This is a genomic window from Pseudomonas sp. PAMC 25886, from assembly GCF_000242655.1.
In the GTDB taxonomy this organism is placed as follows: domain Bacteria; phylum Pseudomonadota; class Gammaproteobacteria; order Pseudomonadales; family Pseudomonadaceae; genus Aquipseudomonas.
Window position 1 is genome coordinate 1 of the sequence record NZ_AHHC01000069.1, and the last position, 12967, is coordinate 12967.

Consider the following 12967-nt stretch of genomic DNA (forward strand, 5'->3'; position numbering starts at 1 on the left):
GTTGTCATGCTCGTAGGACGTGGGCGCATCGTCACCGGGAAACAGCGCAATCAACCGACCGGCTTCATCGTATTGATACGCCGTCACCGCGCCGAGCGGATCCTGCTCGACTGTCAGCCGGCCTTTGTCATCGTAGGATTTGAAGTGCTCCGCGCCGTCCGGATCAATCCGTTGCACCAGCCGTGCGCGCTGGTCGTGGACGTAGACTTCCTGGCTGCCATCGGCGTTGTGGACGGTGACGCTGCCGTTGTCGTCCCAGGTATACCGCGTGTCCATCTGGGAAAAGCTGGCCCAATGCCGGACGCATCGCGCCGCCTTGCCGGACCGTTCCCACTCCCAGAAGAAACTCGCCCCACCGGCCAGTTGTCGTTCCAGAATCACCTGCTGATCGTCGTACCGATAACGCTCGCTTTCGCCGACAGCATTGGTCGCCTCGATCAACCGCCAGGCATCGTCGTACCTGTAGGAAACAACGTTCTGCTCGGTAATCCAGTCCAGCTCCCGCTGTACCTGATAGTCGACCGCAACGATGTGCCCGCGGTCATAACGCAGCAGCAATCCCTGGCCGACGCCGTTATCAATCCGCTGAATCCGTCCGGAATAATCGCGTGAAATGCGCAGCCGGTTGTCGTACGCGTCGCTGATCGACGTCAGCACACCGTCACGGAAATGGTAGAAAAGGGATGCCTGAGCCAGTACCAACTCATCAGGCAAAGCGCCCAGATAAATCGCTGCTTCCGCCAGGCTATTGGTGATGGCTGGCCGCGTAGCGGAGGGCAGGGGAAACGTAGTGCTGCGGTTTTCATGATCGGTCCAGACCACCGTTTCACCGCTAACCGCCAACCGCTGAGCCAGCGAATGACTCCAGCCAAACCCCAACCCGCAATCCACTTCCACCGCACTGCTGCGATACAACCGCGTCCAGGCAAAGGGCAGCACGCCCTCCAACGAGCCGTCGGTGAGGGTCAGCAGCTCCTCACCGGTAACCATCGATACCGGGCAGCCGTTGGTTGCGGTCTTGTCTGCGGGAGCGGCTGCATCGCCACCGGGGTTCTTGGCAGAGGCGGGCACATCATCGACATGCGCTTTCTCCCGAACCACGGTGTTCTGACGCGGCCCCCAGCGCATCTGCACACCACCCTTTTTCAACCCATCAACAGCGCCCCGAACCGCCGCTGTCTTGTACCGTCCCACTGCCCCCATAAAGCTCTGAAGAACACTGAATATGCCCTTCACAAACCGAATGGCCGCCTCAACAATCCGGGCGCCATACCTGAGCGCACGCGAACTCAAATAGGCGATACCCGCCGCCGGCAAAACAACCGTCAGCAAAGCCGCCACCAACAAATCGATCAGCAACGACACCACAAACCCGGCCACCGCCTCGGCGGTACTGCCGGCAACCTCGCTAGGCGGTAACGCCGACAGCCAAATCATCGCCGTGCGCAGCATCAGGTACAGCGCCGCCTCATCACTGGCCAGCAACATCGCCTGTTCCATCACCTTTGGCGCAGTGCGGGCCAGCTCCATCAGTTCGCTGGCTTTGGCTCCCAGGCTTTCAAACAGCTTGCCCGGATCCTTGAAGATCTCCTGCACCTGCTTGATGGCGTCCCACACGCCAGTAATTGCTGCCCAACTTCCCGCCAGCACGCCAGTGCCAATCGCGCTTGAAGTGGACCTTTCCCAATGCGGTCTGAAACCGTCCCATTGCTTGCGAAGCCAGCTTTCCAGGTCAGCGGTCAAGCCGTCGTAAGACGAAAGCAGCGCCTCGACCTGCTCCTGCGAAACCCCACCCTGCACCCGCACCCGGTAGCGTTTGCCGGCCACACAGGGGTGAGAGCCTTTCCCCTGTTCATCGAGCATGACGACGGTAGAGCTGCCGTCATCCAGCCCAATCACCTCAACCGGAATACCTCCCAGCGGCACGTCATACACCGACTCGAACTTGCTCTCGATCTCCAGTACGCCGCCGACCTCACAGCGCACCACCGTCGAGAAATTGTCATCGGTCATGCTCACCGATTTGCTCGAATCTCCCACCCGAATGATTCGATCCATCCCCAGCAACGACGGCAAATCTGCCCCATGGCTGACCTTGTCCAGCGCCTGCGAATACCAGGCGCCCACCTGCTGGCGATACACCGCCAGGCTCTGATGAAAGCCATCCAGTTCGTGTTCGATATGGGCAATGTGGGACGAAGAAGCAGTCATCCGTGACGTCTCTGCAAAGGGGAGGCGTCGGAGTCTGCAACAGCAAAATAGGGGCTGGACGAGTGGTCCGGAAAATCAGATTGGGCTTACGAGGAGGGAGATTTTTTCCGTGCCGAGCTGGTGCCCGGCACTACGTAGAACAGCGATTCAGCTCATTGACCACAGCGATCCCCTCGGCCTTGCGCCGAGAGGAACCCGTATCGATCAATCGTACAGCCAAGGTTTCAGCTCTTGCAGGTTCTTCACCACGATCTGCTGGGCTTCGGGTTTAGGGTCCAGATTCTTCGGATCGATCTGATAACGCTGCAAAACATATTTCACCAACGCCTGACGACTGGGGATTACCAACTGTCCGTCGACCATGCCGAAGTCGGTCTCGATGATCGCCCGCTGGGTGGGTGATAATCGTTGGTCCGGGGCAATCACCAGGTCCACGGCGGTCTCCCATACCGTGTCCTCGCTGATCAGGTTTTCTGACTTATCCAGTAACTCCGGCTCACCCCTCAGCCGGCTGAGTACGAAGTCGCGGTACTTGCGATTCTTCTCGCAGTAGGCCCGCACATGCCAGCGCATGCCGGTGTACACCAGGGTATGAGGCGCAATCAGGCGAATCTCCGGCTCCGGGTTGGCCAGGGAAACGTACTCGGTTTCCAGGCGCAGCCCTTCGCGGCAGGCCTTGAGCAGCGGGCGCAAAATCTGTGGCCGAATGCTGCGGTCAGGCACCTCCAGCACCTTGGTATGGGCATAGGCCAACGCCAGCCCTTCAATATGCGGCGCTCGTTCATTGTTCTGGTACAGCAGGTGCAAATAGGCGCTGGCGCTGTCGTCGATAAACCTCGGCTTGAACAGTTTGCTCGGGACATAGCCCTTGAGCTGCTTGTCATATGTCAAGTTTCGGGGCGCATGCTCGTTGATGTACGTGTTGATGTCCTTCGAGGCCTGCTGCCGGCTGATGCCGAAGCTCTGGATCAAGTGCCCCGTGGTCAGGCGCCCTTCCCACCAGGCGACGGTCTCGATCAGGCGATAGCGAAGTGCCAGGTCCCAGCGTACTTGCTCAATGGATTGCTTGCGTTTCATGACCCCTCCCATGTGTGCCATTACTTTACCTGTATCTGTCCACAGTATGGACCTGTAATCAAAGGCTACATATCGTGTGGCTGTCTTCGAGATTGCTCGAAGCTAAAAAAAGGAAAAAGGACATGGGTATGTCGGAGTTGATTTCGACAGGTGCGTTGGTGTTGATCGGTGTGATTCTGCTGGTGCTGTTGATGCAGTATCTGCGGCTGCGGGAGATCTGGAAGTTTGTGATGGGCTGTCGCACCGCGACACGCTGGGCGAAGATCCGGGAGATGGAGAATCGTGAGTTGAAGCGGGCGTTGCGGGCGGAAAGGGCGCGGGTGGCAGAGTTGACGATGGTCTCTACTCCGACGGAGTAAGTGGCCCTTGAGTAAGGGGCATGCCTTAGTCGGATGGCTAATCGCCACCTCTTCAAGTAGCATCCCTCGGCGAAATTCGCGTGCACCTGCGCTGCTCAGTGTTTTTACAAGGCGCTGGACCGGGTTTTCGCACCTCGACGCTTGGATGGATTCTGAAAACAGCGTGATGACGGAAGAAGGAGTTTCTCGTGTATCCCTACCCTTTGACTTATTCCTCCGTTGCCCTGTTCTCCAGCCGGCAAGGCGGTAATCCTGTGATCACATCATTGATCATTAGCGGGTTACTACCGCGAGATTCGACATTCTTTCAATGAAACGATGAGAGCTCTGATGAGTATTGATTTGGAATCCCCGAAGCACATTTATTCGAGCGTGGCTCGTGAAGTCGATGAGATTTTAAAAAAACTCGGAGCCTCGTCGACAGATGAACAAGTGTCCAAGGCGCAGAGCCAAACTCGTGAAGTGCTGGGGCAATTTCAGGCAGAAATCAATGAACACATTGCTGCGCTGGAAGGGAGCGCCGAGTGGGACAAGTTCACCATCGCTTTCTATGGTGAAACCAACGCCGGAAAGTCCACGATCATTGAAACGCTGCGGATAATGCTTAACGAACGCAGCAAAGTTGAAACCCAGGAGCAATATAAAGCCCTGCAGGTGAAGGCCGGTTTGACTGAGGAAAACTTCGCAGCCTTACTGAAGTCGAGCCAGGACGGTGAACTGTTGCTGGCTGATCTGGAGTCCAAACTCGCTGAACTGGTGCGCTTTCACGATGATCGCCGTGGCGTGCTTGTGGATGAAGTCTCTCGCCTGCAGCAGCAGGTGGCAGACAAGAAAGCAAGCGCTTCATTTTGGCAGAAACTGCTGAACATGTTTCGCAAGCTGCCGGAAGAGCATCAACAGGCGCGCAGCGCATTGGCCCTTGATGCTGCAGAAGCTGAAGGTATCGCCGCGGTTGAGCACCTCAAGAATCAGCAACGCGCAGCCCAGCAACAAAAAGGTGAGGCCGAGCTTGAGCGCACGCGCCTTGAGCAGCAACTGAGCCAGCTGGATGCCTTCGCCGACGGTGGGATCATCGGCAATGGCAGTTCTGATTTCACCCTCGATACCCAGGATTACGAGTTTCGCTCCGGGGAGCAACAATTCGTCTTGCTTGATGTGCCAGGTATTGAAGGCAAGGAAGCGAAGGTCATCGACAGTATTTGGTCGGCGGTGCGCAAGGCTCACGCGGTTTTTTATGTAACAGGCAAAGCCGCCGCGCCACAGAAGGGCGAGGGTGCCAACAAGGGAACCCTGGAAAAAATCAAAGAGCACTTGGGGGCACAAACTGAAGTCTGGACGTTGTTCAATAAGCGTGTGACTAACCCGATGATGCTAAGAGGCGATTTGGTAAGTGCAGACGAATTGGCCAGCCTGGATGACCTGAACAGTAAAATGCGCGAGCAACTGGGTGATAACTACCAAAAGGTTATTCCCCTGAGCGCACAGCCTGCCTTCCTGGCCGTTGCCGATTGCCTGCCGCCCGGTTCTCCCCATGCCAAGAACAAGGCCAAGTTTCTCGCTAACTTCACGATGGATGAAATGCTGCATAAAACCAATATCCAGCAGTTCCATCAGGTCCTGACGGGTGACCTGGTCAGCGATTACAAACACAAGATCCGGCGCTCAAACTTCAATAAGGCCAATCAGGTGGTCATGAATGCCAAGGACGAGTTCGACACGCTGCGCCTTCAATCATTCATGCCCCTGCGGGACCGTTTGAAAGAGGATGTGAAGGGGTCTTGCGACCAGTTGGACATCAGCCTAAAAGGCTTGAAAACCCGCCTGGAAACTCAGGGTGAGCAAGCGATCAACACGTTTAAAAATACGGTTCGGCGTCATATTTACGAACGTATTGAGCGTGACATCAGCAATGACAGCTTCAAGGCTGCGTTCGAAACCCTGATACAGGAAGGCCAAGCCACTCTGGAAGCGCAGTTGCCGAAGAAAATGGAGGCTGAGCTGCAACGCTTCCAGGCGGATATCGCCGACGTCATCGAGCGCTTCCAACAGTATGCCAGTGAGTTGCTGGAAGCTTACGCAAAGGTGCGAGTCGGCCGGATGGACACCAAGTTTGACTTGAAGATCGACATCGACAATGGCCTCAAGGTAAAGAACTTGCTGATCACGCTGGGCAGCGGAGCGCTGTTGTTCTGGAATCCGGCAGGCTGGGTGATCCTGGCATTGGGTATCGCCGGGGTGCTGTTCGGCGCGGGCAAGGCAGTCATCGGCTTTTTCAGCAGCGATTACAAAATGGCTCAGCAGCGTAAGTCGGTTGACGAGAACCTCGACAAGATCACTGCGCAACTGCGCCAGTCCATGCGCGATAGCCTGGCCGATGCCTTTCCTGAACTGGAAAAGAAAGTCGAAGGCCTCAAGGACGCCCTGGCCGAGCCGGTGCGCCAAGTCAGCGAAATCAACAATACGCTGGTCAAGTCCATCGCTGAGCTGAACAAACTGTCCACCAAAATCGAATTAGCAGGTGCCAAATAATGGAAAAGACACTAGGTGCATTCAAGGCGCAGCAGACCCGGGCGCTGGCAATCCTCGAGAAACTCCAGGCCTTCCTCCAGCAGGGCGAAAGCGTTGGAGTACAGATTGATCAGAACCTCAAGGCCAAGTTGCAGACTGCTATCGAGGGCGTTGCCGGCGATAAACTGAAAATCGCCCTGGTGGGTGGTTTTTCCGAAGGCAAGACGTCCATTGCCGCGGCCTGGATGGAGAAGCTGGATAAGTCCAGCATGAATATCAGCCATCAGGAGTCGTCCAACGAAGTCAAAGTCTATGACGTCAGTTCAGAATTTGTGTTGATCGATACCCCAGGTTTATTCGGTTTCAAAGAGCAGTTCAACGCTGAAACCGACTCTATCGAAAAGTACAAAGACATCACCAAAAAGTACGTCAGCGAAGCGCACCTGGTGCTGTACGTGATGAACTCCACCAACCCGATCAAGGAAAGCCACAAGGAAGACCTGACGTGGTTGTTCCGAACCTTGAACCTGTTGCCGCGTACGGTTTTTGTACTCAGCCGGTTTGATGAAGTGGTGGATGTGGAGGATGAAGCGGAGTACCAGAGCAACCTCAAGATCAAGCAACGCAATGTCACCGAGCGGCTACGCGACTTGATCAGCCTCACCTCAAGCGAGGCCGATGCCCTGGCAATCATTGCGGTGGCCGCCAACCCCTTTGACCGAGGCACCGAGTACTGGCTGGACAACCTGGATGAGTTCAAGGTTCTTTCCCACATTGGCACACTGCAAGACGCAACGTTGCGCAAGATCAAGGACAACGGCGGTGCGATCGCAATCGTAGAAGAGGCCAAGAACAGCGTTATTCGGGACGTACTCGACAAGCAACTGCCCGTCGCGGTCCAGAACGATGAAAAGATCGGTGAGGAGGTGGATAAGCTGATCACCATGAGCCTGCGCCTGGAAAAACAATTGACCGCTACCGACGCGCAGATTGGTGACGTGCGCGGTAACCTGCGTCAGTTTGTGGGTGAGTATTTCGCCGACCTGATCCTGCAGGCCAAGGGCCTCAGTCAGGAAACGTTCACTGACTTTTTCGAGCGTGAAGTCGGCAGTGAAGGCGTCATGGTGACCACTCGCCTGCAAAACGAATTTGAGCGTCAACTTCGGGCCGTGACGCTTGAAGTCAGCAAGATGAAAGTGGGCTTTGACGCCGAGGTCAATCACTTCAACAGTGCGGTCAAAGTCTTTGGCAAGCAAGGTTTAGACTACGTACTCAAAAGTAACCTGATCAATAATGGCACCATCCTCGCCACCCGGGACGGTCTCGTCAGTGCCGCCAAAATCGTCGGCCTGGACTTGGGCAAAATGCTCAAATTCAAACCTTGGGGCGCCGTCAACCTTGCCAAAGGCCTCAACGGTGCACTGGCGGTGGTTGGCCTTGCGATGGAAGCCTGGGATACCTGGGAACAAGCCAAGCGTGAACGGGCCTTTCGCGAAGCACTCGACCAGATGGTGAAGAACTTCGAGACCCAGCGCAGTGAGTTACTGGCCCTGATCAACAGCCCGAAATTCACCGAAACCTTCTTTGCAGACTTTGTCGAGCTGACAGCAACGGTAGAGGGCGTAAAGCGCGACGTGGCTCAACGTAAAGAACAGCGTCAGCGGTTTCACGCATGGCGAGCGATGGGAGAGGTGATCGAAGCGGAGTTTACGGTCGTGGGTTGAGACATCACGCTCATGTGATACCCGGCGGCCTGCCTTATGGCGGGCCGTCATCAGCCGGCAGACAAAAACCTGATACACCCTCGCGACTTTCTTCAAACGCAACCAGGCCTGCATGCACCCGCTGCAGGGCCTCGATCTGACAGACCAACTGTTGCTTCTTCTCTGCAATGGCCCGATTAGCCCGCTGCCAGGGCAGCTCATCACCCTGGTACCCGCGCAAAATCACCTGCAATTCCTTGAGCTTGAAACCCAACTGCTGGGCACACTTGATAAAACTCAGCAGCTCGACGCTCTGCGGGGAATAAATGCGATAACGGCCTTCCCGTTGCGGCGGCGGCAACAGACCGATCGCCTCATAGTGACGAATCGCCTTGATCGTGGTGCCCGACAACTGCGCGGCTTTGCCGATGTACATGAAAAGTCCTTTTCCCAAAGAGTGCGCCGGCCTGTTTCAGCCATTGTTCCCGCTGCGCTGGCGTGGAGCCCAGCACCGGTCCGAACTGCAACGTCTTGATCGGCTGGATGCCACAAAACGCCAGCGTCGTCTTGCGCATCTGATGCAGCGCAGGCATGCGGTAGAACCACCTGTAATACCACGGCGGCGTGTCGAGGGTCACCAGCAAATGCGCGGTTCGGCCCTTCAGGAGTTTCTCGGGGAAGGCCTTGCCCTTGCGGTATTTGAAGGCGAAACCGGACAGGAAAATCCGGTCGATAAAACCCTTCATCAATGCCGGAATGCCACCCCACCAGATGGGGAAAACAAACGTCAGGTGATTGGCCCACAGGATGTCGGATTGGGCGTTGAGCAGGTCGGGCTCCAGAGGTTGGACCTGGCTGTAGCCGTTGTGCAGGATGGGGTCGAACGTCAGGTCGCCCAGGCACAGAACGCGCACTTCGTGGCCGGCAGTTTTGGCACGGGTGATGTAGGTGTCGGTGAGGGCAGAGCAGAAGCTGGTGCTCGAAGGATGGCCGAGGATGACCAGGATGCGTTGGCTCATGGTGGTGGAGTCCTGAAAGTAAGTGCTTCAGGGTGAGGTGTGACCTTAAGGGGAGAGTCAAGAAGTGGCAGTGATTGGGAATGGCCAGGAAGACTCATCCCTTTCATTTGCAGGACGTTTCCTAGAGAATTCCAAGCGCTTGCGCCAGCAAAATCCCGCGACTAGTCTGCGTTCCGTCACTGCATATTCGGTGATCGGGTTTAGTCGCCCGGACGACGCTAGGCGCACAGCGCCATCTCAAAGCCAGGTATTTATCGCCTGCACTTTATGGTGGCTGTGCGCAGGGCACCTTCGGGTGCGCCGGTGCCTAGCGGCCGGTCGACTAACCTGCGTACAGCTGCCACCTTCTGATCGTTTAGTCGCGAGAAGTTAGTGGTTCAACTCACTGCTAGGAGTTCTACCATGGTCAAAGTTACCCCCGATCCACCCGCCTTCCACAAAGCCTTACTCCGCGACACTGATGCCTCGCGCCGAGTGATTGATCGCTACCTCAAAGCGCCGGATGCGCAGCCTTCACCCAACCCGTTTACCGTTGATGACGAACTGAGTTTCGAAGATGCTCTGGCTCATGCTGCCGAGCTGTTGCATTGCGCCGTAGCGACCGCCCAGGCGTCGACCGAGCCGCTGAATGGTTCGCAGCGGGCGGTGATGCATTTGGTGGAAATGTCGAAGGTGGTGGTGGATCGAGCGCTGGACTGTTTGCAGCCGAGGTGAGGTGACTTCGCGCCCCGAGTTTCTTCCAGGCATTAAAAAGCCGGCTTGTGGCCGGCTTCTCGGGGACTGGTTCAGCTTATTTTTGGTAAACCTCACCAGCCTTCAAATCGTTCACCCAGGCTTGCGCCCAGGTGATAGGGGCATCAGCGGGAACTCCTCCGCATCGCCAGGCAGGGCGGACCGGCTTCACGCCAACCCCCTGCCAAATGTGCGGCGCATGATACCCACATTCGCCTCAATTTCCCAGCTTCGGATCCGATTTAGAGCCTTCGTAGCCCAATAAATGCTCATCCAGCGGCACTGGCGGGCGGCGGTTGTTCAGTGTCGCCCACCAGAACACCCAGCCCAGAATTTCAAAGTTCTGCTCATGCCGCTGTTCGTAGGTCAAAAACTCGTCCGGATGTTCGGCGCTGTTGTGGCTGCGCATCCGCAGGCCGCCACCGGGGCGGTTGTAGAGGTATTTGATGCGCAACATTCCGTCGTGTTCTACCGCATAAATCTCGCCGTCGATAATCTGTTTGCGGCCGCAGTCGATGGCGAGGGTACTTCCGTCCTGGATGATGTCGATCATGCTGTTGCCGACCATGTAGGCACCGAGTGCCCGCTCCGGGTTTACGCCGATGGTTTCAAGGGTGTGCAGGGAGAGGCGGATGTTTTCGGTTGAGGTGAAGGTGGGGTGGAGGGGAATCTCCACGTCGATTTTTGCCGGCGTTGAGACCGGCTGGGCGATGTAGTTGCCGGTCTGTTCACGGGCGATACGGTGTGTGTGGTCTGCATCGGATCCTTCCAGCAGGAAGTTGGCGGGTGGATGTTTGGGGCCTTCGCCTGTACGCAGCCAGCGGCTGGTGACGCACAGCAGTTCTGCGAACTCGTTGAGACGGCCCATGGGGACGCCGCGCTTGAACCAGTTGTTTACGTGTTGAGGCGTAACATCGCGGTTCTTGGCGAAGTCGGAAGCGGAAAGATGGACTTCCCTTAATAGCGCTCTTAAGCGATCACCTGATGTATTCATAAACGCAGAGTTTACTGGCCGTAAAACCAGATCAAATAAACCATGCGTTGAGTTGCCGTATGTAGGTGTTTCCTTATTGAAGGCTTGTTCTGTTAGTTAACTAATCTAGTTAAACATGGTATGTAAAAGTGTTTATTAAAATAGCCGGGTGTTTATATTTTTCCCACAAAAAAAGCCCCGAATAATCGGGGCTTTTTTAGAGCGAGTAGCGGTATCAGCCTTTGTAGGCAGCGACCGACTTCAGGATCTCGGCACGGGCGGCGTCTGCGTTGCCCCAACCATCGATCTTCACCCATTTGCCTTTTTCGAGGTCTTTGTAGTTCTCGAAGAAGTGTTTGATCTGTTCCAGCAGCAGTGGCGGCAGGTCGGTGTATTCCTTCACGTCGACGTACAGCTGGGACAGCTTGTCGTGGGGTACTGCGATAACTTTGGCATCGCCGCCGCCGTCGTCAGTCATGTTCAGGATGCCGACCGGACGTGCGCGGATAACCGAGCCTGGGGTGACCGGGTAAGGGGTCACGACCAGCACGTCGAGGGGGTCACCGTCGTCAGCCAGGGTGTTGGGGATGAAACCGTAGTTGGCCGGGTAGAACATCGGGGTGGCCATGAAACGGTCAACGAACAGGCAGTCGCTGTCTTTGTCGATTTCGTATTTGATCGGCGCGTGGTTGGCCGGAATCTCGATGGCGACGTAGATGTCGTTCGGCAGGTCTTTGCCAGCCGGAATCTTGCTGTAGCTCATTGGGCGTTGCCCCCGTAGTTGGCCATGAAACATGGCCGGATTGGCCTAAAAGTGGCGGCGATTATAGGCATATTCTGACGCCGATGCCATGCGTCAGACGTCGTAGGGCGCTTGGCGTTCCGTCTGATACCGCACGTCGCCGGCCTGCAGCTGGTGCAGGCGCGCCAGCGGGTCCTGGCGGTAGAAGTGGCTCAGTTGCTCGTACACCTGTGGATAAGTGCTGGCCAGTAAATCCGGGGCACTGAAGAAATATTCGCTGGTGACGGCAAAGAACTCGGCCGGGTTTTCCGCGGCGTACGGGTCGATGGCCGTTTCGGCGTCGGGGTTGTGGTCAAGTTGGCGGTTGAGGTCGTCGAAGGCGCTTTGCATGACGCTGGCCCATTCCTGCACGCGCATGTCGTGGTGCAGCGGCGGCAGGCCGTTGGCGTCGCCGTTGAGCATGTCCAGCTTGTGGGCCAGTTCGTGGATCACCAGGTTGTAGCCTTCCCAGTTGCCGCTGGCCAGCACGCCGGGCCACGCAAGGATCACGGGGCCCTGTTGCCAGGCTTCGCCGCTGTGTTCACCGTCCCATTCGTGTTCCACGCCGCTGGCGTCGCGATGGCGCTGGGGGCTGAGGAAGTCGTCGGGGTAGAGCACGATCTCGTGAAAACCCTGGTACCAGTCGAGGTCGCCAAGGTTCATCAATGGCAGCTGCGCCTGGGCGGCGAGCAGCAGGCGTTGTTCCTGGTGCAGTTCGACGCCGGGCAGGGCCGTGAGGTGTTTTTCGACGAGGAACAGCACGCAGGCTTCCCGCAGCCACTGGTCTTCTTCTGCGGTGATGCCGTCGAGAAAGGTCAGGTGGTGGCGCACCCGCTGCCAGGTTTCATCGGCAATCGGGTGCTTGGCCAGCAGGCGCCGGCGACGCCAGGCGCTGAGGGACCACATCGCCGGTTACTGCGGCTTGGCTTCGGTGGAGCTGCGGCCGAAGCGGCTGCGGAATACACCGATGATCATCGGTACCAGCGACAGCAGGATGATGAACACCACCAGCAGCGACAGGTTTTTCTTGATGAACGGTACGTTGCCGAAGAAGTAGCCCAGGGTTACGAGGCCGCCGACCCACAGGATGGTGCCGAATACGCTGAACCCGAAGAAGCGCGGGTACGGCATCTTGGCGATGCCGGCGACGAACGGTGCGAAGGTCCGCAGGATCGGCAGGAAGCGCGCCAGGGTCACGGTTTTGCCGCCGTGCTTGTCGTAGAAGTCGTGGGTTTTCTGCAGGTAGTCGCGGCGGAAGATTTTCGAGTTGGGGTTGCTGAACAAGCGCTCCCCGGCCGTTCGTCCGATCACGTAGTTGGTGCTGTCACCCAGGATGGCCGCGAGCATCAGCAAGCCGCCCAACAATATCGGGTCCATGCCGCCGCCTGCTGCGATAGCGCCAGCAATAAACAGCAAGGAGTCACCCGGCAGGAAGGGCATGACCACCAGGCCGGTTTCGCAAAAGATAACCAGGAACAGAATGGCGTAGATCCACACTCCGTAGTTTCTCACCAGCATGTCGAGGTACACGTCGAGATGCAGGATAAGGTCGAGCGGGTTGAAATCCATGGAGGGCACCTGTGTGAATGGCCTGGCTCAGCGGG

At 57.0% G+C, this 12967-nt stretch carries 12 protein-coding genes; 4 read left to right on the forward strand and 8 right to left on the reverse strand.

Annotated features, from left to right (window positions below; translation table 11 throughout):
* Nucleotides 1–2211 (reverse strand): DUF6531 domain-containing protein (locus MUM_RS0123250; RefSeq protein ID WP_010174714.1); only part of this gene is annotated, 2211 nt, incomplete at its 3' end.
* 204 nt (nt 2212–2415) lie between these two features.
* Nucleotides 2416–3288: a WYL domain-containing protein gene (locus tag MUM_RS0123255; protein ID WP_010174717.1), complete on the reverse strand. Its 873-nt coding sequence runs from the start codon at nt 3286–3288 to the stop codon at nt 2416–2418.
* 122 nt (nt 3289–3410) lie between these two features.
* On the opposite strand from MUM_RS0123255, the gene MUM_RS0123260 reads away from it, so the two are divergent.
* The 3 genes from MUM_RS0123260 (at nt 3411) to MUM_RS0123270 (ending at nt 7879) form a co-directional block, all read left to right on the forward strand.
* On the forward strand, nt 3411–3647 hold the full coding sequence (locus tag MUM_RS0123260; RefSeq protein WP_010174719.1) for a hypothetical protein: 237 nt from the start codon (nt 3411–3413) through the stop codon (nt 3645–3647).
* A 330-nt stretch (nt 3648–3977) separates the two neighbouring features.
* The gene (locus tag MUM_RS0123265) at nt 3978–6176 is read left to right on the forward strand and encodes a hypothetical protein (protein WP_010174720.1); all 2199 of its coding nucleotides are present in this window, start codon (nt 3978–3980) and stop codon (nt 6174–6176) included.
* A complete protein-coding gene (locus MUM_RS0123270; RefSeq protein ID WP_010174723.1) occupies nt 6176–7879 on the forward strand; it encodes a LeoA/HP0731 family dynamin-like GTPase in 1704 nt (567 codons plus the stop codon). Before MUM_RS0123265 ends, MUM_RS0123270 begins: the two co-directional genes overlap by 1 nt.
* A gap of 34 nt (nt 7880–7913) precedes the next feature.
* On the opposite strand, the gene MUM_RS0123275 is transcribed toward MUM_RS0123270, so the two are convergent.
* The gene (locus MUM_RS0123275; RefSeq protein ID WP_010174724.1) at nt 7914–8294 is read right to left on the reverse strand and encodes a MerR family transcriptional regulator; all 381 of its coding nucleotides are present in this window, start codon (nt 8292–8294) and stop codon (nt 7914–7916) included.
* The gene (locus MUM_RS0123280) at nt 8233–8877 is read right to left on the reverse strand and encodes an NAD(P)H-dependent oxidoreductase (RefSeq protein WP_010174726.1); all 645 of its coding nucleotides are present in this window, start codon (nt 8875–8877) and stop codon (nt 8233–8235) included. Before MUM_RS0123280 ends, MUM_RS0123275 begins: the two co-directional genes overlap by 62 nt.
* A gap of 402 nt (nt 8878–9279) precedes the next feature.
* On the opposite strand from MUM_RS0123280, the gene MUM_RS0123285 reads away from it, so the two are divergent.
* Complete coding sequence (locus tag MUM_RS0123285) at nt 9280–9591, forward strand: DUF6124 family protein (RefSeq protein WP_010174728.1); 312 nt, start codon at nt 9280–9282, stop codon at nt 9589–9591.
* 235 nt (nt 9592–9826) lie between these two features.
* Here MUM_RS0123285 and MUM_RS0123290 read toward each other — a convergent pair whose 3' ends face one another.
* The 4 genes from MUM_RS0123290 to MUM_RS0123305 all read right to left on the reverse strand — a co-directional run bounded on the left by MUM_RS0123290 (nt 9827) and on the right by MUM_RS0123305 (nt 12932).
* Nucleotides 9827–10603: a LexA family transcriptional regulator gene (locus MUM_RS0123290; RefSeq protein WP_081480122.1), complete on the reverse strand. Its 777-nt coding sequence runs from the start codon at nt 10601–10603 to the stop codon at nt 9827–9829.
* Between the two features lie 214 nt (nt 10604–10817).
* The gene (ppa, locus tag MUM_RS0123295; RefSeq protein WP_003219382.1) at nt 10818–11345 is read right to left on the reverse strand and encodes an inorganic diphosphatase; all 528 of its coding nucleotides are present in this window, start codon (nt 11343–11345) and stop codon (nt 10818–10820) included.
* A 93-nt stretch (nt 11346–11438) separates the two neighbouring features.
* Complete coding sequence (locus MUM_RS0123300; protein ID WP_010174735.1) at nt 11439–12269, reverse strand: zinc-dependent peptidase; 831 nt, start codon at nt 12267–12269, stop codon at nt 11439–11441.
* A gap of 6 nt (nt 12270–12275) precedes the next feature.
* Nucleotides 12276–12932, reverse strand: coding sequence for a DedA family protein (locus tag MUM_RS0123305; RefSeq protein WP_010174737.1), 657 nt, complete (start codon nt 12930–12932; stop codon nt 12276–12278).
* Nucleotides 12933–12967 lie beyond the last annotated feature (35 nt).

Bases quoted from the DNA above. Each gene is read 5' to 3' on its own strand.
- MUM_RS0123255 (WP_010174717.1), bottom strand. From the start codon at position 3,288: ATGAAACGCAAGCAATCCATTGAGCAAGTACGCTGGGACCTGGCACTT.
- MUM_RS0123260 (WP_010174719.1), top strand. From the start codon at position 3,411: ATGGGTATGTCGGAGTTGATTTCGACAGGTGCGTTGGTGTTGATCGGT.
- MUM_RS0123265 (WP_010174720.1), top strand. From the start codon at position 3,978: ATGAGTATTGATTTGGAATCCCCGAAGCACATTTATTCGAGCGTGGCT.
- MUM_RS0123270 (WP_010174723.1), top strand. From the start codon at position 6,176: ATGGAAAAGACACTAGGTGCATTCAAGGCGCAGCAGACCCGGGCGCTG.
- MUM_RS0123275 (WP_010174724.1), bottom strand. From the start codon at position 8,294: ATGTACATCGGCAAAGCCGCGCAGTTGTCGGGCACCACGATCAAGGCG.
- MUM_RS0123280 (WP_010174726.1), bottom strand. From the start codon at position 8,877: ATGAGCCAACGCATCCTGGTCATCCTCGGCCATCCTTCGAGCACCAGC.
- MUM_RS0123285 (WP_010174728.1), top strand. From the start codon at position 9,280: ATGGTCAAAGTTACCCCCGATCCACCCGCCTTCCACAAAGCCTTACTC.
- MUM_RS0123290 (WP_081480122.1), bottom strand. From the start codon at position 10,603: ATGAATACATCAGGTGATCGCTTAAGAGCGCTATTAAGGGAAGTCCAT.
- ppa (WP_003219382.1), bottom strand. From the start codon at position 11,345: ATGAGCTACAGCAAGATTCCGGCTGGCAAAGACCTGCCGAACGACATC.
- MUM_RS0123300 (WP_010174735.1), bottom strand. From the start codon at position 12,269: ATGTGGTCCCTCAGCGCCTGGCGTCGCCGGCGCCTGCTGGCCAAGCAC.
- MUM_RS0123305 (WP_010174737.1), bottom strand. From the start codon at position 12,932: ATGGATTTCAACCCGCTCGACCTTATCCTGCATCTCGACGTGTACCTC.